An 18,496-nucleotide genomic window follows, 5' to 3' on the forward strand; every position below is an offset into this window, starting at 1 on the left:
TTTGATTGAATCAGATCTAAAGTTAAAGGATCGGGGATATTCATATGAATATATTGCAAAAAGGCTCTTGGATTATATGATTAATAATGCCTGATTTTATGAATACAATGTTTGAGTTTTCAGAAGATTATGTTTCTTTTATAAAAAATTTACAAGCTAACGAAATAAATTCTGAAAACGGATATATTGAATTATTTCCATTAGACGAATTAAAGGAAATTAATAATGATTACGAAACAGAAAAATTCGTTCCAAATTATATCGCTATTGGAACTAATGGTGGTGGTGTCGGGATATTCATTAATAGAGAAAATAATAGCATTTATTCAATACCATTTATAGGGATGCAAGAAAGTGATGCTATTTTACTTGCTAAATCATTTTCAGAATTTTTATATAAGTTTGAAAACGGTGAATTAGAAATATATTAGCCGGTATCTACGTATAAACTTATTGAACCAGAAGTAGCTGGAAGTTTAGGAGAAAAAACACAAATAGATAATTCTTTTTTTCCTCCTCTTATTAAAAATCTTAACTATGAATTTGAAGGTTGGTTAGGAAATGATATTTTAGAATCCTTTCCATGTTATATAGTGACAGAGCAACTAAGGAAAGGGATAGAATCTGAAGGACTTACAGGTATTAACTTTGATGAAGTATTAGTATCGAAATCTGAAAATTTTTTAGATCTTTATCCAAATAGAGAACTTCCAAACTTCTTTTGGGCTAAAATAAGTGGAGAGTTAAACAAAGATGATTTTTTTATTACTGAAAAAAATGGATTGGCAGTATCAGAACGTGCATATTTATTATTGCAAAAATATAATATAGATAATGCTGATTTCGAAGATTTATAGATTTTGGAATTATATATTTCTGAGACAAAAGCTTATCCTTTTATACTTAATTGAGATGTGAAATATGTCAAAGTATTGAAATCAGTGCCCTAATTTTAATTTAGAAAAGTTTTATAAATACAGCGAAAAATGTTAGTAGGATAATATACTTTACCTCCAGTAATCATTAATCCTCAGGGAAATTCTTCAACCTGGAATAATACGGTAAATCTGGGTGCAAACAGCTTGCAAATGTATAGCAAGTTCACCGGAGTTCTGGGACGTTTTACTTTTGATCAGAACAGTTCTCTATTGGCGGATGCCGTAGAAAACACCAAAGTAGGAAGATCTGTATCCGCGGCAGAAAATTTTCTGTTTCTGGAACTGCCGGCTTCTATGGCCGGCGGAGAACTTCTGGCTGCGGGATGGCGGGCTGCCGGGATAAGCAAATATTTAGGACAGGCATTTAATTATGTAACTAAGGGAGGTCCTACTTTTGCTGAATATAGGGCTGCTTATTGGGCAAAAAATGTAAAACCGTCTTTAGATCCACTAATTAATAGAGAAACAGGACAGGTTTGGAAACAGTATATGGAATTGCATCATAGATTTATTCCTCAGAGAGCTAAGTGGGCGCCAAATTGGCTTTTAAATAATCGTTTTAATTTGCAGCCTATTAGTAGTTTAGGACATGCGATGGTGGATCCGTATAGAGCAAGAACAGCTCCAAAATGGGTAAAAGAAATATATAATTTAACATGGAAATAATATGTTTGAATTTTTTAAAAGAAAAAAAGAGTACAAATTTGAAGATCGAGAGATTTGTTTTTTTAAAAATATTATTAATGTGTTGCCTAAGAGATACTTATATTTAGAAAAGCAACTTACAAAAGATTTTATTTTAGGTTGGAAACCAAACCCACTGGGGTATGAAAATTCATATACTTTTTTGCTCAATGCAGCTCTTGAGAAAAAGTTTGAAAGAAAAAATTTCCCCCAATTTTTTATTATACAGAATATTGAAGTTTGGGAAAAAACATTAAGTAAGTTTGTCAGTATTGAATTGGATATTTTGACTGGTTTCTTTGGAGGTTTTAAATCAGAAAGTATAGCTTTTGAAAATTTTGACTTTACAAAAATAAATTTATCAAAACTTAATGAAAAACATTTTAGAAATCAAGATAAGGATGAACTGTTAGAGATCATCGGAAAATTAAATAAAGATCAGCTTTCAAAATTAGATATTGATGATGCATTTAAAATTGAAATTCCCGAAGGAGTTTTCTACACCATTAAGATATTGGGAGATGGGGATTATTTAGCTGTTGATAGTAAAGGTACAGTTTACGAACTTCTGCACGATCCGTATATTGTAAAAAAGAGAGCATCGAACATACAAGAGTTACTTCAATAATATTCTAGTAATGTTCAAAACGAGTTGTTAATAAATTAGAGTATTGAAAAATCAATTCTCTAATTTTAAAATATTGGTAATTTTCTGGCAAACTGTGCGAATGTACTTATGATCAGAACCGCTATTTATTGGCCGATGCCGTAGAAAATACTAAAGTAAAGATCTGTATCCGCGGCAGAAAATTTTCTGTTTCTGGAACTGCCGGCTTCTATGGCCGGCGGAGAACTTCTGGCTGCGGGATGGCAGGCAGCGGGTGTAGGAGAATATTTATAAGGTGTAATTAACAATGCTTATGCGAATGTCGCTTCTAAGATTGTAGCTGATTTTTCAAAATTAGGTACTCCAATTACAAAAAATTCTATAATTGATGGTTTTGAAATATCAAATCACGCTTGGAGGAAAAGCGGTTTAGGAAGAGGAGCAACAGAAGAATTGGTAAGTTCAGTGATAAATGGGGCAAAAACAGCAAACACTGTGGTAACTGAAATTGGTACAGGAAAATTTTCAGGAAATATTATAAAAGTTTATAATCATGGAGGAGTAAAGGTTGCTATTGATGAGACTAGAAATTTAATTATGAGCATAAGACCCGAAACGGGATTTAAATTACCTTAAAAATTAAAAATTATGAAATTTGAATATGATAAAGAAGTAGATGGCCTCTATATATGGATTGTAGATGATATAGAAAAAGAGAAGATAAATTATGAAAATGAAATTTGGCCACTGGAATTGAAAAATGAGATAGGATTACTTTTTAATAAAAAAGGTAAAATTATGGGTATAGAAATTATGCCTGCTTCAAAATATATTGACGAAAAAAAAATAGAGAAATTGAGTGAAAAAGATTGATGTTTGTAATGTATCAAACATGATGATGAAGAATATAGCGTTGAAAATTAACACTATATTTTTAAAATTAAATTGAAATTAAAACTTAAAATGATATTTAGGTAGCATAGGAATTAAAATAGACTATTTACAATATTGAAGATAATCAAATGTGTTAGTATTATAAAAAGACTTAGGAAACCGGAATATACAGCTATGGCTGGCGGTAGTTCATGCCGGATATAGGAATATGGAATGGGATAGACCGGTTAGCAGAAGACTATCTGTTTGCAGGTCCTTACGCCTACGTGCTGAATAATCCTATCAATAGGTTTGATCCCGACGGAAGGGCAACCGCAATATGGACGGTCATGTGGGATAAGACCCCTGAAGGTACCAACTCTTATTGGTATAATGACGGTAATGGCTTTACCAGCTATGATGGAGGCGGCAAGGGAGGTGGGGGCGGAGCCGGTCTTGCCTACAACTCTACAGTAAGTTATGATGGTCATTTTACCATGGGAGACTGGGCGTATGCCTTACCTCCGGTAATCATTAATCCTCAGGGAAATTCTTCAACCTGGAATAATACGGTAAATCTGGGTGCAAACAGCTTGCAAATGTATAGCAAGTTCACCGGAGTTCTGGGACGTTTTACTTTTGATCAGAACAGCTCTTTATTGGCAGATGTCGTAGAATTTTCTTGGAATTCCTTTAAACATAAGTTTAGGCAGGCTTATGGATTAAAAGACAACATCACTAAATAGAATGCAAAATATTATTGTTGTAAAAATGGATGTGCAGACTAAAAATACCGGTATGTTTTTATAGATTATTTCCTTATTATTATCAGTAATCTCAATGGGCAGATTCAGTTTGTGTGGATTTTTTATTAAAAACCAGAAAAAGGTTAATAAAATAATATTAATTCCAATAGTCAGAAATAAATAAACTTTACTACTGCAGATATCTGCTTTTTCACCATACCCATGGATCGGAATGGTGTAAGGTATGTCATTGTATTTGGAAATTAGGTATAAGCTGTAAAACAGAATAAGTCCACAAGGAAAACTGAATAATAACTTTATCTTTTTTGGAACCATTTAATTCAAATCATTGAAAGTTGGATAAAGATCCATAAATAAAAAAAGCGATCCTAAGACCGCTTTCAATATCATAAATTCTGCTTTACTTTCATCGCAGACCTGTTTAAAAATCGTTGGACAAGCATTACCGCAGAAACCGTTAAGCCCAATCCCAGGGCAATCCACATTCCGAATGCGCCCATTTTTAAAGTTACGCAAAGTAAATATCCCAAAGGAATCGTTATAACCCAGTAAGCGATAAATGTATAGATGGAAGGTATTTTCACATCCTGCAATCCTCTCAGCATGCCAAGTGCCGTTACCTGAATGCCGTCTGAAAGCTGAAACAGAGCAGCGATAATCATGAGTTTAGAAGCCAGCATGATCACCTCAACTTCTTCTTTCTTTGTGAAAAAAGTCGGCAGGATATTTCTTCCCAGGACAAAGATAATTCCGCAGATAATCATGAAAATAAAGGCGATCTTGAGATTATTGATGCCTACGTTTCGAAGCTCAGCATAATTCTGTTCACCCAGCTTCCTCCCAATCATAACGGTAGACGCAACGCTGAAACCGATACATAAATTAAAGGTAAATGAAGCCATACTCAGTGCAATCTGGTGTGAAGCGATGTCATGAGCTGAAATTAATCCGCAGATAAATGCCGCTCCCGCAAAAGCGGTGACTTCAAAAAACATCTGTAAAGCCGTCGGAAAGCCCAGTCTCACCATTTTTTCGAACATAGCCTTCGTAAACACTTCAACTTTTAATGAAAAATCTTTGATGTATCGTCTTGTCTTCTTCTCTTTCAGAAGAACATAGTATAAGAAAACCACCATAAAAATACGGGCGATCAAACTTGCCAGGGCTGATCCTTTTACCCCCATTTCTGGGAAAATCCAGAGTCCCTCAATGAAAACATAATTCAAAACAATATTAATAACATTGGCGATGATCGTAGCTTTGGTCACCCCGATGGTATAAGAAAGTCCTTCCGAAACCTCTCTCAAAGTCTGAAAAGCCATAAAAGGAATGATGCTGATCGCCATGATTCCTAAAAAGTCAACAGTATCCGGAACAATTTTAGCTGGCTGACCGGAATGGTAGAGTAGAGGGAGGCCCAATAGAAGGACACCCATTAAAATAATCCCCACTGTCATATTGATGACAAATCCATGGCTGAATACCGAATTGATGGTTTTGTGATCCCCTTTGGAATGTGCCTCTGAAACCAGCGGCGGAATGGCAAAAGAAAATCCCAGTGCGAGGACAAACATAGAGAAAAATACCGCATTTCCCAGAGAAACAGATGCCAGGGCGTCGGCACCCAATAGTTTCCCGACAATAATATTGTCGAATAAATTCACCGAGACCTGTCCCACCTGCGTCAACATAACCGGAAGCGCCAGGGTAAGGCACTCTTTTGTGTAATTCTTATTTAAAAAGTTCATCGTTTTATATTCAATTCATTTCGTTTGATTCAAAAAAAAAGATTTGCAGTGTTACCTGCAAATCTTTATATCGCTAAAATAATATCAGTATTATTTCCTTACAAAACTTGCAACGTCATCAGCAGAAACCGTAGCTCCACCTAAAATAATCAACCTTTCCACAACGTTTCTTAATTCTCTGACATTTCCGGTCCAGGATAGGGCTTTTAAAGCTTCAATAGCCTTGTCATCAAATTTTTTCACAGCAGTGCCGTGCTCATCAGAGATCATCCCCGAAAAATGGTCTACTAACATTTTGATGTCTTCTTTTCTCTCATCCAATGGCGGAACATAGATTTCAATTACCGAAAGTCTGTGGTATAAATCCTCACGGAATCTTCCGGCTTCGATTTCGACCTGCATATTTTTGTTGGTTGCTGCAAGTACCCTTACATCAACTTTTATTTCTTTATCGCTCCCCACAGGAGAAACTTTACTTTCCTGTAAAGCTCTTAATACTTTTGCCTGAGCAATTAAGCTCATATCACCGATCTCGTCCAGGAAAATCGTACCTCCGTTAGCCTGCTCGAATTTTCCCTGCTTATCTTTAATAGCTCCGGTGAAAGAACCTTTCACGTGTCCGAATAATTCAGACTCGATCAGTTCAGAAGGAATGGCCGCACAGTTTACCTCTACCATAGGACCTCTTGCTCTGTCACTCTGATTGTGAATCGCATGAGCTACCAATTCTTTTCCCGCACCGTTGGGCCCTGTAATAAGCACTCTCGCATCAGAAGAAGCTACCTTTTCGATCATATCCTGAATCTTTTTCAAACCTGCAGATTCACCGATCATCTGATATTTCTTGCTTACTTTTTTCTTAAGGGTTTTATTTTCGGTCTGAAGATTTTTGTTTTCTTTCTTCAGGGTTTCTTTAGCCAGAGCATTTTTAACGCTGGTGATCAGACGGTTAATGTCAATAGGCTTGGAAATAAAATCATATGCACCGTCTCTTAAGCAGGATACTGCTGAATCTATGTCTGCATGTCCCGAAATCATGATAAAGGTACTTTCAGGCTTCAGCATCAGGCTTTGCTTTAAAAGTTCCGTTCCGGAAAGTTTTGGCATTTTGATATCAGAAATGATCAGCGCGAAGTCTTCTTTTTCAATATGTTTGTAGCCTTCAAGGCCGTCTTCGGCAATAACAAATTCATAGTCAGTAAGTTCATCAGAAAGAATACTGTGGAGTACACCTGAGATTGCTTTTTCGTCTTCTACAATAAGGATTTTTTGCATAGTTGCAAATTTAGATTTTTTGATTGAATTATTAGCAAAAACTATACCTAAATCAACGGTTTGAATAATCCCGTCTCCCGAAAATTGCTGAGCCCACCCTCACGGAATTGGCACCGCATTCTATCGCAACCGGAAAATCATCACTCATTCCCATCGATAGGGTACCTAACTTCTTATGCTGATTGAATTCATCATATAATTTTTTCAGGGTTAAAAACTCTCCTCTCACCTGATCTTTATCGTCTGTAAAACTCGCCATGCCCATAAGACCCGTAATCTCAATATTCGGAAAATCTCCGTGGATATATTTCTGAAATAAATCTCTTGCCTCCTCATTATCCAGGCCGAATTTGCTTTCTTCTCTCGCAATTTTTACCTGGAGCAGAATCTTAATGGTGCGTTGATGTCTTGCCGCTTCCTTATCAATTTCTTTCATCAGTTTCTCAGAATCAACACTTTGGATGGTATCAACAAATTCAGCGATATATTTCACTTTATTGGTCTGAAGATGGCCGATAATATGCCACTGAATATCTTTCGGAAGAAGCGGGTACTTTTCCATCACTTCCTGAACTTTATTTTCACCAAAGATTCTCTGCCCCAAATCGTACACCTCCTGAATAGCAGACACGGGATGGGTTTTTGAAACGGCAACCAGCTGTACATGCTCCGGAAGCCGGTTTTTTGTATCGTAATAATTTTCCTGAATACTCATAATCGCAAATTTCTGAATTTTTAAAGCAAAAAACGAATGAAATATGATTTTAGTTAATGGCTGACTGCTTTCAGCGGATAAATAATTGTTTTAAAATACTCAAACTTTGCCCAATATGATGTACCGGAAGCTGATTGTTATTCTAAAACAATAACATCGGGATATCATACTGAGTGAGGTCTATGCATCTGTATTCAAAAATTAATTCAGAACCTCATTGATTTTAGGATATTCCGATATTTTTCTGAATTCAAACCTATTGGTTTTCTGTAATTTCTCGAGGAATAGGTCCAGTTCATTCACAGAATCGGTGTCAGTCAGATACTGGTCATGTGTTAAGAAAACAAGATGTCTGGATGTTTTTTCCAAATCATTAAAGAAAATACTGTCTACTTTTTTAAGCATGGCTTCATGATTACCTTTCAGCGCCATTTTATTCGAGGGTTTCCATTCCAGATCCCATCCGATTACTTTATAGCCTGCTTTTTTCAGGCTGTTGGCAGCTGCTGTAGAACTTTTAAGATCCGTAACGGTAATATTATTCAGCCTCCATATGTTTCTTCCGGGAGTCCGGGCAATTTTACTGTACAGTTTCAGACTGTCTTTGGCCGTGTCAAAATCCTGAACCACAGCTACCGGATTTTTATAGAAGTCCGTATACTTATTGTGAGCATGGGTAAAACTGTGGTTAGCCAGTTCCACCAGATGGTCACTTTTTAAAAGTTCCAGATCATCTTTTTGTTTTTTACTGCCATAGGCATGTTTTCCGACCAGGAAGGCCGTAGCACAGATATTTCTTTTATGTAAGATCTTAAGAAGGTTTTCGGTTCCGCGATTGGGACCGTCATCAAAGGTGAGATAGATCACTCTTTTATCAGAAGGAACATTTTCATCATCAATGTCGGGGACAACTTTTGCAGTGGGATGGTGATCGGAAATAATCTTGTCAGATTCATTCCCTGTTTTGGTTTGATTACAGCTGTGAAATAAAATTGAAGTTGCACTCATCAATGCAAGCATCCCAGAAAAAGTCATATTTCTCGACTTTTCCGCAAAGTTTTTTGTCATAAAATGTAATGGAATTTGTTTTGTTAAAAATTGTTAATTTTCCTTAACTTTTTCTTAACAAAATACATGCCGATTTCAATGAAATTTCACTTTTTAAGGATATTTTAATAATTTATTCTCGGTCTGTTTTTATTCCAGTATTTTCTTAAGATACAGGGAATTATGAATAGCAGCAGTTCCCCATGTATTATTGAAAAAGATAAACGTTTTATGTTGTTCTTTTTCAATTTTTTCAGCTAAGTCTTTAAGAAATTCTTCAGAGTATTCTGATTTGTACAGGACAGGTTTTCCGTGAAGGCGGTAATACAGGATATCAGGATGGTTCATAATCACCTCTTCCGGAAGGCTTCCCGGAAAACTCACTCCTGAAAATACGATATTATTTTCACGTAGAAGATGGAAGACTTCCTCCTTCCACCAGGATTCATGGCGAAATTCGATCACATTCAGAAAATTAAAATTAATGTTATCAAGAATAACGTCAGTATTTTCCGGCGTATTTTTAAAAGAAGGTGGGAACTGATAGAGAAATCCTGCAAGCTTTTCTTTCAGACCGGACTGGATATGATCACAAAATTCTGAAATTTCAGCTTTACAATCTTTCAGCCGCTTTTCATGCGAAATGGTTTTGGGAATTTTAATAAAAAACCGGAAATCTTCAGGTGTCTCATCGAACCATTTCTGCAATGTTTTCTGCGTGGGTTTTCTGTAAAAAGTGGAGTTGATTTCCACGCTGTTATAGGTCTCCGAATACAGAATCAGGAAATCTTTACTTTTCGAATCTTCAGGATACAGAGATCCTTTCCAATCGTTATTGTAAAAACCTGAGCATCCGATATAAAGACTTCCTTTTCCCATTATATTAATTTTAGATTGCACGTAGATCTGATCTTGCGCTGATGTTACTTAGTTTTTCCTGTTATCCGGCCGCCTGCATATAATCTGCAGGAGATTATTCATGATGATTCAGATTCACAGAATTTAACCGAAGCGAATTTAAAATCACCGATAAAGAACTTACGCTCATTGCTGCGGCAGCAATCATCGGAGATAATAAGATTCCAAAAAACGGATACAATAATCCTGCCGCAACCGGTATTCCCAAAACATTGTAAATAAATGCGAAAAATAAGTTTTCTTTAATATTTTTCAATAATTTTTCACTCAGTAATTTAGCTTTGGCTACCCCTAAAATATCACCCTGTAATAAAGTAATTTCTGCACTCTCAATAGCTGCATCGGTTCCCGTACCCATGGCAATGCCTACGTTGGCCTGAGCCAGGGCAGGAGAGTCGTTAATTCCGTCACCGGTCATGGCTACTATTTTCCCTTGCTGCTGGAGTTTTTTAACTTCATTCAATTTATCCTCAGGAAGGCAGTTCGCTTTAAAATGTCTGATTCCAAGCTCATCCGCAACCGCTTTCGCGGTATGTTCATTGTCACCCGTCATCATGATAACATCCACTCCTTCACGCATTAACTGTCGGACGGCCTGTTTAGAAGTCTCTTTGATTTTGTCGGTAAAGCTTATAAACCCTAAGACATCGGTATTCTGAGCAATATAAGAGATGGTGTGGGCTTTTAGCTGAACCTCCTTAGCTTTTTGTTTTATGGTTTCAGGAATTGAAATCTGATGTGACCTCAAGAGACTTTCATTTCCCAGATAAACGGTTGTTCCGTTGATTTTTCCTCTAACGCCTTTCCCTGAAATATTCTCAAAGTTTTCAACTTTTTCAGCCAAAATATTTTCGCTTTTTGCTTTTTTAATGACCGCACCTGAGAGAGGATGTTCTGAATTTTGATTTAGTGAATAAGCAAGCTTTAAAATTAAATCCTGATCATTTTCTGCTGTTTCAATATGTTCTACAGAGGGTTTTCCTTCAGTTAAAGTTCCTGTTTTATCAGTGATTAAAACATTTACTTTATGCATTTGTTCCAGTGCCTCAGCATTTTTAATTAAAACACCGTTTTTTGCACCTTTACCGATTCCGACCATCAGAGACATCGGCGTCGCAAGGCCGAGAGCACATGGACAGGCAACAATAAGAACGGCAACCGCATTTACAAAAGCAAACAGTGTTCTCTGACCTTCCGGACCGAATATCTGCCATAAAATAAACGTTAAAACGGCAGTCAGTATGACAGCGGGAACAAAAACCCTGGCAACTTTGTCAGTCAGTTTCTGAATCGGCGCTTTACTGCGGCTCGCTTCATTGACCATTTTTATAATCTGCGAAAGCAGTGTTTCGTCACCTACTTTTTCAGCTTTCATGATAAAGGTCTGATTGCCGTTGATGGTTCCCGAGGTTACCTTATCGCCCATGGTTTTTTCAACGGGCATAGGCTCGCCGGTAATCATACTTTCATCCACCACTGAATTGCCTTCTGTAATCCTCCCGTCCACAGGTATTTTTTCACCCGGTTTTACTCTTAATAAGTCTCCGGCCTTCACCTGGGATAACAGCACCTTCTTATCTTCCCCGTTAATGATCAGATTGGCTTCATCCGGTGACAGGTTCATCAGTTCACGGATTGCATTTCCTGTTTTTTTGTGCGCTGCAGCTTCCATCAGCTGACCGAGAATAACCAGGGTCAGAATAACGCACACCGCTTCAAAATACAGCGGGATTTCATGATGATTACCACGGATTTCGTGAGGAATATAATCCGGAAATATTAAGGCTACCAAACTGAAAATAAATGCAGCGGCAACACCAAGTACAATTAAACTGAACATGTTCAGATTCCGGGTTTTAAAAGAAACCCAGCCTCTCTTCATCAGAAACCAACCGGAGTACAACACAACCGGAAGCGTCAGGATCAATTCAAAAATACCCTGAATCTGATGGTTGAAAGGGAAATCAATAAACATCCCGCCCATCGAAAGGATGAAAACCGGAATTGTAAATGCTAAAGAAACTGTAAATTTCCGTTTTAAAACCGTATAGGTCTCATCTTCTTCCTCACCTTTATCAGGTATTCTCACCAGGTCCATTCCGCAAATCGGACAATCTCCGGGTTCGTCTCTGATGATTTCCGGATGCATGGGACAGGTATATTGTGCAGCTTTTTTTCAGGATATTTCACCAGATCCATTCCGCAGACAGGACAGCCTACGTTGGTATCATACACTTTGTCACCTTCACAATACATGGGACAATAGTATTTTCCTGCCATTTCATCTGTTACTTCCGGAGTTTCATGATGATGGCCCGAATGGTGGGAATGGTGTTCATTAAAAGAGGAATCTTTAACCAGATCTTCAGTGATTTCCTCCAGATGCATATGGCAAACCGGACAGTCGCCTTTCTCATTGTAGACTTTGTCACTTTCACAAAACATGGGACAGTAATATTTTCCAATATTGTCCTGGAAATTCTCAGGAAGATGGGCTGAAGAGTAAACCGGTTTAAAAGTAGGGTCTTTAGCCTGTTTTTCCTCAATCGGAACCAGGTACATCTGACAGACCGGGCATCTTTTTCCCTGCTGGAAATAGACTTTTTCGCCTTCACATTCCATCGGGCAATAGTATACAGAAGATGCTGAAACTCTGTCCTGAGTTTTTATAAAAGAGGGTGCGGGATGGTGCGGATCTTCCAGCTGATAGTTTCCGATTTCTCCGAGTGCCTTGTTTAAAGTATTTAATTCAAATTCTTTATCCGAACTAATAGTCACGGTGCTGTTATCAAGCTGTACATCGGCACTGATGTTTTCGAGACTGTTAAGCTTTTCAGAAATTTTTTTCTGGCAGCCGGAACAGGTCATTCCGAGAACTTTATATTGTTTTTGCATGATCCTTTAATTTATACTACAAATTTCCGGTTTTCAATTTGATACCTGTTATAAATTTAAGGATAATGTTTACAGAATTTTGTCTGCCCTTAATGCTTGTTTCAGGAAGAGCCTGATTTTCTATCTTATAGATTAATGAACACACCCATTTTTTTTCAGAATAATTAATAAATATACCATACCCAGTAAGTTCAGGATTTAATTATAAAGAATCTAAAGGTTTACGGTTATGAACTTTCAGTTTTTTAAATTCAGTAGGGGTAAACCCCGTACTGTTACGGAATTGTGATGATAAATGCTGTACACTTTTGTAGCCCAGCTTGCCCGCAATTTCTGTTAAGGTAAATTCATTATATAAAAGAAGTTCTTTAACCTTTTCAATCTTCTGAAGAATAAAAAACTGCTCAAGAGTAATATTTTCATTCTGTGAAAATGTTTTTGACAGTGCGCTGTAGTCTTTGTGAAATGTAGAACTTAAATATTCTGATAACAGAAAGTTTTCTGCGATATCCAGTTCGCTGATCTTGATAATAATTAAATTTTTAATTTTCTCTACAAGCTTACGGGAAGAATCTTTTATTCTTTCAAATCCTGTTTTTATAAGAATTTTCTCAATGACCTCGAGTTGCTGTTCCGGGATCCTCGTTTCCAGTTCCACTTCACCTAAACCAATTGATTTAATCTGGATATTATTTTCAATGAAAATAGCAGAAACAGCGGAAATACATCTGCCACACACCATATTTTTTATGAAGATCTTCATAACTGACTGTTAAGCCGGTCTTTTACAAATTCAACCTGTGTTTTCCCGTGAGGTGTTGGGTTACCGTCTTCACCCAGGTTTACCATAACAATCCTGTCAACAGTAATAATGGTCTGGCGGGTCATTTTATTTCTCACCTGACAGGCTAATGTGATCGATGTGGAACCGAATTTTATCACTTCGATCCCTATTTCGACAATATCACCCTGTTTTGCTGAACTTACAAAATTGATTTCTGAAATAAATTTTGTAACGACTTTCGTATTTTCCAATTGAATGATGGCGTAAAGCGCAGCCTCCTCATCGATCCACTGCAACAGTCTTCCTCCGAAAAGGGATTGGTTAGGATTAAGATCTTCCGGTTTTACCCATTTTCTTGTATGATAATTCATGTGTTTATTTTTTTAAAAGACAAATTTAATGTTTAAAACCGGCTTTATCAAACCTATGGGATTTACTGTTCTGAAAAGGATTATTTATTTTCTCGATCAGCTTCGGCTATCACACACGAAACGATCAGATTATATCCTCTTTACCGATTAAAATTTATGGAATAAAATATTGAAAAAAAATGTTTTGATTTGAAAATTTTAATTGTATCTTGCGATAGTTTATATTTGGAATCAATATTTGTTCATTAATTTATGTTGCTTTTCTTTTATATACCAAATTTTTATTAATTTTTTAATTTTATTTAAAATGAACATTTTTGTTTCAAACATCAATTACGCAACTAAAGAATATGAGTTGCACGATTTATTTGCAGAATTTGGCGATGTAACATCTGCTAAAATTGTTACGGACAGGGAAACTGGCCGTTCAAGAGGTTTTGGTTTCGTAGAAATGGGTGACGAAGAAGGCACACAGGCTATCGAAGCGCTTAATCAGAAAGAATTCAATGGAAAAACTCTTAACGTATCTGAAGCTAAGCCAAGAGAAGAGAAGCCAAGAAGAAGTTTCGATAACAACAGAAGTGGTGGTGGTTATGGAAACAGCAGCAGAGGTGGAAACGGTGGCGGTGGCTACGGTGGTGGAAATCGTAGCGGCGGTGGCGGTTACGGTGGTGGAAACAACCGTGGCGGTGGAAATCGTTATTAAAAAATATAAGCGGCTTTTAAGCCGCTTTTTTTATGCAAATCTTTCATTTTATAGAAAATTAATAATTATACAGCTGGTTTAACATAATATATTGCTTTCTCATGCCCGTCCTTTTTTTTGGTTAACTCGCCTGAAATTCGTAAGTTAACTCAAAATTTAAGACTATTACCATGAGAAAAAAATTACTCTTAGCATTATTTGCAATTCCAATTATTGCGAATGCACAGTTTTTTCAGAATTTTGATGCCGCCACAACACTTCCTGCAGGCTGGACTGCCTTAAATGGTGGTGATACGGACACGTGGGCCATTGTAAATTACACGGGCGGAAATATCAATGCTTACAGCGGAACCAACACTGCTTCCATAGCCTATGGTTCTACTGCCCATGACGATTATCTGGTGACGCCGGCGATTACCGTTACTGCAGGAGTGAGTGACTTCCTTTCTTTTTACGCAAGAAGCAGGGATCCCCTGTACCCGGAAACCATCAGCGTGAAGGTATCCACTACTACCCCTACAGCAGCGGCCTTCACCAATACGTTAGCGGCTTCTGTGGCTCCCGCCAGTGGAGCAGGCTTCTATAAATATAGCTATGATCTGTCAGCGTACGCAGGACAAACCATTTATATCGGCTTTTATTCTTCTACAACGGATATGTTCTTTTTTGATATCGATGATGTCTTCAATGGAGCGATACCGGCATGTGATGTACCGACTTCGATCGTGGTAAACAGTGTCAGTTCCAATTCTGCCAATATAAGCTGGACTGCTTCATCTACTGCAGGAGCTACTTATCAGGTAGAGTACGGCCCTACAGGATTTACACAAGGTTCCGGAACCGTTATTAATTCTACGGCAGCTTCTGCGACGATTTCACCTTTGTCTGCTTCTACCGCTTATCAGTTTTATGTAAGATCCAGCTGCGGTACAAATGGATTCAGCGTATGGACGCCGGTGCAGTCTTTTGCAACCACCTGTGCTTCAGTAACGGCTTTCCCATACACGCAGAATTTTGATAACACTACCATACCATCCTGTTGGGCAAATGAAGCGGTAACAGGCGGCGGAACAGATACCTGGACTTACATGACCGCAAACGGAAACAGCAGTATCACGCCTAAATCTGCTCCGAGAATGGCAGAATTCAGAACAACAACAGCTGGAAATAAAGCTAGATTGCTAATGCCTCCGTTAAATATTTCAGGCCTTGCCACCCCTGAACTGAGGTTCAGCCTGGCCAATACTAACTGGTTTGGCGATGTAGATGAATTAAGAATTTTCTATAAAGCTAATGCCGGCGATGCTTGGACGCAGATAGGAAGTTCTTATACAACAGAAAATGCAGCATGGCTGGATGTAAGTATCCCTTTACCCAATAAATCTGCCAATTATATGATTGCTTTCGAAGGCACATCCAACTGGGCAAGAGGCATTAATGTAGACGATGTATCGGTGGTGGATGCATCTGTATTAGGCGTAAATGACGTTGTAAAAAACAGTAATGGTATCAAAGTATATCCGAATCCTGCCAGAGATTTTGTCAATATAGCCTCCGATAAAAAGATAAGCAGTATTGAAATATTGTCTTTAACAGGACAGCTTATAAAAACAGTTGATAAAGATTCCAAACAGGCTGATATCTCCGAATTGAAAAGAGGATCTATCTTTTAAGACTAAAGTCTGAAGGATCGGATCAGTCATTCAAAATTATTAAAGAATAGTATTCTGTATATCGGAAAAGGCCGTTTCACAATCAGTGAAACGGCCTTTTTTATATTTTAAGTACCTTATGAATAGATAGTTAAAATCAGATTTCAGGGAATTCTAGTATATGATTGAATGATTTTAGTATCATTTCATATCCTTTTTCTTCTTTTTCTTTTTGTCTTTTTCTTTGGTTTTTTTATCCTTTTTCGGATTTAAAATTTCATTTGCCAGCTCCAGTTTAGGCTCCTGTATCCTTGTAGGCTTTATTTCAATCTTAAGATCAAAATATCCTTTCAGGTCGTCCTGGGAAATTAATTTTTCATTCAACAATAACTCTAATATTTCTTTCCCCGAATTACCGAAAAAATGAAGAGAAAGCTCTTTTAAAAGAAATTTTCTGTATTCTTCATGAGGAACGGTAACGCTGTATTTAAAAATCCTTCCTTCTTTTGCTGTTGATAAATATCCTTTTTCCACCAGTATTTTCAGATACGTGGAAACGGTATTCTGATGAGGTTTCGGATCCGGATGCTGCTCCATGATGTTTTTTAAATAAAAGGACTCCAGCTTCCATAATAGTTTCATTAAATTCTCTTCGGCAGAAGTAAGATGATTTATTTTCATTGAATGTTCTTAATGTTGAAATTGTATGTTGCAATAAAGGTAAAGAAAAGATACCATAAAAGCAATTCCGGCGCCCATCATAACCTCCCTTACCGTATGTCTTCTCAAAATAACCCGGGTGATTCCTACCAGTAAGGAAATCCCCAGCCAAAGGATTCCCATCTCTACACTTAAAGCAAAGAAAAGGGATGCTACGAATATGTTGAATGACGTATGCATTGAACTTTTAATGAAATAATTGCTGATCTGCATGGCAAAAAGCAGAATCAGAATAAAAAGCATAACAAAATCAATATATCCGTTTTTAAAATAATTATACACAAGATAGGCGATGACACAAACTGCAATGAAGACATATAAAGTCTTTCTCTGAATACGGTTGGAGACGTCCATATTTGTATATCTTCCGGTCTTTACATTCCATACCAGCCACGCAACAACAGGAATGATGATCATTATTAAAACAGGAAGAAAATACGTAATCGAATCCTCAAAAGAATAATTTCTTGCACTCATATAAACGAAAAATATAAACAGAGAAACCAGGGGATTGAAAAAATCAGATATAATTTTTGAAATTTTATGTAATAATGTAGGCTGTTTTTCTTCCATAATTAAGTTTGATCATGTAAATATAATATTATAACTAAAAAAACAATGGGTCTGTATACAATAAAAACAAAGTTTTTTTTATAATTTTGCTCAACTATTTCATCATAAATAAGCAAAGGCTAACACATGAAAGAATTTTCTAAAGAGGTATACCTGAAGTGGTATGAAGATATGACAATGTGGAGAAGGTTTGAAGACAAATGCCGTTCTCTTTATCTAAAACAAAAAATCAGAGGTTTTTTACATTTGTACAATGGTCAGGAAGCGATTCCTGCAGGTTTTACCCATGCAATGGATTTAACCAAAGATAGTATGATCACTGCTTACAGATGCCACATCCATCCGATGGCGATGGGAGTAGACCCTAAGAGAATCATGGCGGAACTTTGTGGTAAAGCTACAGGAACGTCAGGAGGTATGGGTGGATCTATGCACATTTTCAGCAAAGAACATAGATTTTATGGAGGTCACGGTATCGTGGGAGGACAGATTCCTTTGGGAGCCGGTATTGCTTTTGCAGATAAGTTTTTTGACAGAAAAGCGGTAAACATCTGCTTCTTCGGAGACGGAGCTGCAAGACAGGGTTCATTACATGAAACGTTTAACATGGCGATGAACTGGAAATTACCTGTGATTTTTGTTGTTGAGAACAACCAGTATGCCATGGGTACTTCAGTGAAAAGAACCGCTAATCACGAAGATATCTACAAATTGGGATTAGGATACGAAATGCCTTGTCTGGCTGTAGATGCAATGGATCCTGAAAAAGTGGCTGAAGCTGCTTATGAAGCGATTGAAAGAGCAAGAAGAGGAGACGGGCCTACTTTCATTGAGGCCAGAACGTACCGTTACAGAGGTCACTCGATGTCTGATGCTGAGCCGTACAGATCTAAAGAAGAAGTGGCTCTTCACAAAAATGATGACCCTATCGAATTGATCAAACAAAGAATTTTATCAAACAACTGGGCTACTGAAGAGGAGTTGGAAGCTACGGATAACAAGTCAAGAGACTTCGTTGAAGAATGTATCGAATTTATGGAAAACTCACCCTACCCGGATCCTGAAAAAGTATACGAGTATGTATATGCACAGGAGAATTATCCGTTCTTAGATCAATTAGAAAACTAAAAAAAATAATGAGTTAATTTGGAAATCTGAAAATTTGAAAATGAGCTAGACATCCTTTTTTAATTTTCAAATGAACAAATTACCAAATTTTCAAA

19 protein-coding genes and 1 pseudogene are annotated in these 18,496 nt (G+C 37.1%); 10 read left to right on the forward strand and 10 right to left on the reverse strand.

Annotated elements, in window-relative coordinates; all coding sequences use genetic code 11:
• Positions 1 to 86: 86 nt before the first annotated feature.
• From ODZ84_RS01170 to ODZ84_RS01200, 7 genes are all read left to right on the forward strand, one after another.
• Complete coding sequence (locus ODZ84_RS01170; protein WP_266175193.1) at positions 87 to 431, forward strand: SMI1/KNR4 family protein; 345 nt, start codon at positions 87 to 89, stop codon at positions 429 to 431.
• Between the two features lie 162 nt (positions 432 to 593).
• A complete protein-coding gene (locus tag ODZ84_RS01175) occupies positions 594 to 857 on the forward strand; it encodes a hypothetical protein (RefSeq protein ID WP_266175194.1) in 264 nt (87 codons plus the stop codon).
• A 231-nt stretch (positions 858 to 1,088) separates the two neighbouring features.
• On the forward strand, positions 1,089 to 1,604 hold the full coding sequence (locus tag ODZ84_RS01180; protein WP_266175195.1) for a hypothetical protein: 516 nt from the start codon (positions 1,089 to 1,091) through the stop codon (positions 1,602 to 1,604).
• Between the two features lies 1 nt (position 1,605).
• On the forward strand, positions 1,606 to 2,250 hold the full coding sequence (locus ODZ84_RS01185) for a hypothetical protein (RefSeq protein WP_266175196.1): 645 nt from the start codon (positions 1,606 to 1,608) through the stop codon (positions 2,248 to 2,250).
• Between the two features lie 444 nt (positions 2,251 to 2,694).
• A complete protein-coding gene (locus ODZ84_RS01190; protein ID WP_266175197.1) occupies positions 2,695 to 2,865 on the forward strand; it encodes a hypothetical protein in 171 nt (56 codons plus the stop codon).
• Positions 2,866 to 2,877: 12 nt separating this feature from the next.
• A complete protein-coding gene (locus ODZ84_RS01195) occupies positions 2,878 to 3,102 on the forward strand; it encodes a DUF2283 domain-containing protein (protein WP_266175198.1) in 225 nt (74 codons plus the stop codon).
• Between the two features lie 212 nt (positions 3,103 to 3,314).
• Positions 3,315 to 3,848: an RHS repeat-associated core domain-containing protein gene (locus tag ODZ84_RS01200; protein ID WP_266175199.1), complete on the forward strand. Its 534-nt coding sequence runs from the start codon at positions 3,315 to 3,317 to the stop codon at positions 3,846 to 3,848.
• Positions 3,849 to 4,255: 407 nt separating this feature from the next.
• On the opposite strand, the gene ODZ84_RS01205 is transcribed toward ODZ84_RS01200, so the two are convergent.
• The 8 genes and pseudogenes from ODZ84_RS01205 to ODZ84_RS01250 all read right to left on the reverse strand — a co-directional run bounded on the left by ODZ84_RS01205 (position 4,256) and on the right by ODZ84_RS01250 (position 13,622).
• The gene (locus ODZ84_RS01205; protein ID WP_266175200.1) at positions 4,256 to 5,617 is read right to left on the reverse strand and encodes an MATE family efflux transporter; all 1,362 of its coding nucleotides are present in this window, start codon (positions 5,615 to 5,617) and stop codon (positions 4,256 to 4,258) included.
• Positions 5,618 to 5,707: 90 nt separating this feature from the next.
• Positions 5,708 to 6,892 (reverse strand): sigma-54-dependent transcriptional regulator, encoded by a 1,185-nt coding sequence (locus ODZ84_RS01210; RefSeq protein ID WP_266175201.1) that lies wholly within the window; start codon positions 6,890 to 6,892, stop codon positions 5,708 to 5,710.
• Positions 6,893 to 6,944: 52 nt separating this feature from the next.
• Positions 6,945 to 7,607 (reverse strand): YggS family pyridoxal phosphate-dependent enzyme, encoded by a 663-nt coding sequence (locus tag ODZ84_RS01215; RefSeq protein ID WP_266175202.1) that lies wholly within the window; start codon positions 7,605 to 7,607, stop codon positions 6,945 to 6,947.
• Positions 7,608 to 7,808: 201 nt separating this feature from the next.
• A complete protein-coding gene (locus ODZ84_RS01220; RefSeq protein ID WP_266175203.1) occupies positions 7,809 to 8,675 on the reverse strand; it encodes a polysaccharide deacetylase family protein in 867 nt (288 codons plus the stop codon).
• 129 nt (positions 8,676 to 8,804) lie between these two features.
• A complete protein-coding gene (locus ODZ84_RS01225) occupies positions 8,805 to 9,533 on the reverse strand; it encodes a DUF72 domain-containing protein (protein WP_266175204.1) in 729 nt (242 codons plus the stop codon).
• A 94-nt stretch (positions 9,534 to 9,627) separates the two neighbouring features.
• Positions 9,628 to 12,467: pseudogene (locus ODZ84_RS01230) on the reverse strand (heavy metal translocating P-type ATPase).
• Positions 12,468 to 12,669: 202 nt separating this feature from the next.
• The gene (locus tag ODZ84_RS01245) at positions 12,670 to 13,230 is read right to left on the reverse strand and encodes a helix-turn-helix domain-containing protein (RefSeq protein ID WP_266175205.1); all 561 of its coding nucleotides are present in this window, start codon (positions 13,228 to 13,230) and stop codon (positions 12,670 to 12,672) included.
• Positions 13,227 to 13,622: an acyl-CoA thioesterase gene (locus tag ODZ84_RS01250; protein ID WP_266175206.1), complete on the reverse strand. Its 396-nt coding sequence runs from the start codon at positions 13,620 to 13,622 to the stop codon at positions 13,227 to 13,229. Before ODZ84_RS01250 ends, ODZ84_RS01245 begins: the two co-directional genes overlap by 4 nt.
• Before the next feature lie 307 nt (positions 13,623 to 13,929).
• Between ODZ84_RS01250 and ODZ84_RS01255 the strand changes: the two genes are divergently transcribed.
• Positions 13,930 to 14,328 carry an RNA recognition motif domain-containing protein gene (locus tag ODZ84_RS01255; protein WP_266175207.1) on the forward strand — a complete coding sequence of 133 codons (399 nt, stop codon included), beginning with the start codon at positions 13,930 to 13,932 and terminating at the stop codon, positions 14,326 to 14,328.
• A 170-nt stretch (positions 14,329 to 14,498) separates the two neighbouring features.
• Positions 14,499 to 16,001, forward strand: a complete 1,503-nt coding sequence (locus ODZ84_RS01260) for a choice-of-anchor J domain-containing protein (RefSeq protein ID WP_266175208.1) — start codon at positions 14,499 to 14,501, stop codon at positions 15,999 to 16,001.
• A gap of 180 nt (positions 16,002 to 16,181) precedes the next feature.
• Here ODZ84_RS01260 and ODZ84_RS01265 read toward each other — a convergent pair whose 3' ends face one another.
• Complete coding sequence (locus tag ODZ84_RS01265; protein ID WP_266175209.1) at positions 16,182 to 16,661, reverse strand: BlaI/MecI/CopY family transcriptional regulator; 480 nt, start codon at positions 16,659 to 16,661, stop codon at positions 16,182 to 16,184.
• Between the two features lie 9 nt (positions 16,662 to 16,670).
• Positions 16,671 to 17,273: a phosphatase PAP2 family protein gene (locus ODZ84_RS01270; protein ID WP_266175210.1), complete on the reverse strand. Its 603-nt coding sequence runs from the start codon at positions 17,271 to 17,273 to the stop codon at positions 16,671 to 16,673.
• Between the two features lie 126 nt (positions 17,274 to 17,399).
• Here ODZ84_RS01270 and pdhA point away from each other — a divergent pair, with 126 nt between their 5' ends.
• Positions 17,400 to 18,401, forward strand: coding sequence for a pyruvate dehydrogenase (acetyl-transferring) E1 component subunit alpha (pdhA, locus tag ODZ84_RS01275; protein ID WP_266175211.1), 1,002 nt, complete (start codon positions 17,400 to 17,402; stop codon positions 18,399 to 18,401).
• Positions 18,402 to 18,496 lie beyond the last annotated feature (95 nt).

Origin of the sequence: Chryseobacterium fluminis (genome assembly GCF_026314945.1) — a bacterium.
Taxonomy (GTDB): domain Bacteria; phylum Bacteroidota; class Bacteroidia; order Flavobacteriales; family Weeksellaceae; genus Chryseobacterium; species Chryseobacterium fluminis.

Bases quoted from the DNA above. Each gene is read 5' to 3' on its own strand.
- ODZ84_RS01170 (WP_266175193.1), top strand. From the start codon at position 87: ATGCCTGATTTTATGAATACAATGTTTGAGTTTTCAGAAGATTATGTT.
- ODZ84_RS01180 (WP_266175195.1), top strand. From the start codon at position 1,089: ATGTATAGCAAGTTCACCGGAGTTCTGGGACGTTTTACTTTTGATCAG.
- ODZ84_RS01185 (WP_266175196.1), top strand. From the start codon at position 1,606: ATGTTTGAATTTTTTAAAAGAAAAAAAGAGTACAAATTTGAAGATCGA.
- ODZ84_RS01195 (WP_266175198.1), top strand. From the start codon at position 2,878: ATGAAATTTGAATATGATAAAGAAGTAGATGGCCTCTATATATGGATT.
- ODZ84_RS01200 (WP_266175199.1), top strand. From the start codon at position 3,315: ATGCCGGATATAGGAATATGGAATGGGATAGACCGGTTAGCAGAAGAC.
- ODZ84_RS01205 (WP_266175200.1), bottom strand. From the start codon at position 5,617: ATGAACTTTTTAAATAAGAATTACACAAAAGAGTGCCTTACCCTGGCG.
- ODZ84_RS01210 (WP_266175201.1), bottom strand. From the start codon at position 6,892: ATGCAAAAAATCCTTATTGTAGAAGACGAAAAAGCAATCTCAGGTGTA.
- ODZ84_RS01215 (WP_266175202.1), bottom strand. From the start codon at position 7,607: ATGAGTATTCAGGAAAATTATTACGATACAAAAAACCGGCTTCCGGAG.
- ODZ84_RS01220 (WP_266175203.1), bottom strand. From the start codon at position 8,675: ATGACAAAAAACTTTGCGGAAAAGTCGAGAAATATGACTTTTTCTGGG.
- ODZ84_RS01225 (WP_266175204.1), bottom strand. From the start codon at position 9,533: ATGGGAAAAGGAAGTCTTTATATCGGATGCTCAGGTTTTTACAATAAC.
- ODZ84_RS01245 (WP_266175205.1), bottom strand. From the start codon at position 13,230: ATGAAGATCTTCATAAAAAATATGGTGTGTGGCAGATGTATTTCCGCT.
- ODZ84_RS01250 (WP_266175206.1), bottom strand. From the start codon at position 13,622: ATGAATTATCATACAAGAAAATGGGTAAAACCGGAAGATCTTAATCCT.
- ODZ84_RS01255 (WP_266175207.1), top strand. From the start codon at position 13,930: ATGAACATTTTTGTTTCAAACATCAATTACGCAACTAAAGAATATGAG.
- ODZ84_RS01260 (WP_266175208.1), top strand. From the start codon at position 14,499: ATGAGAAAAAAATTACTCTTAGCATTATTTGCAATTCCAATTATTGCG.
- ODZ84_RS01265 (WP_266175209.1), bottom strand. From the start codon at position 16,661: ATGAAAATAAATCATCTTACTTCTGCCGAAGAGAATTTAATGAAACTA.
- ODZ84_RS01270 (WP_266175210.1), bottom strand. From the start codon at position 17,273: ATGGAAGAAAAACAGCCTACATTATTACATAAAATTTCAAAAATTATA.
- pdhA (WP_266175211.1), top strand. From the start codon at position 17,400: ATGAAAGAATTTTCTAAAGAGGTATACCTGAAGTGGTATGAAGATATG.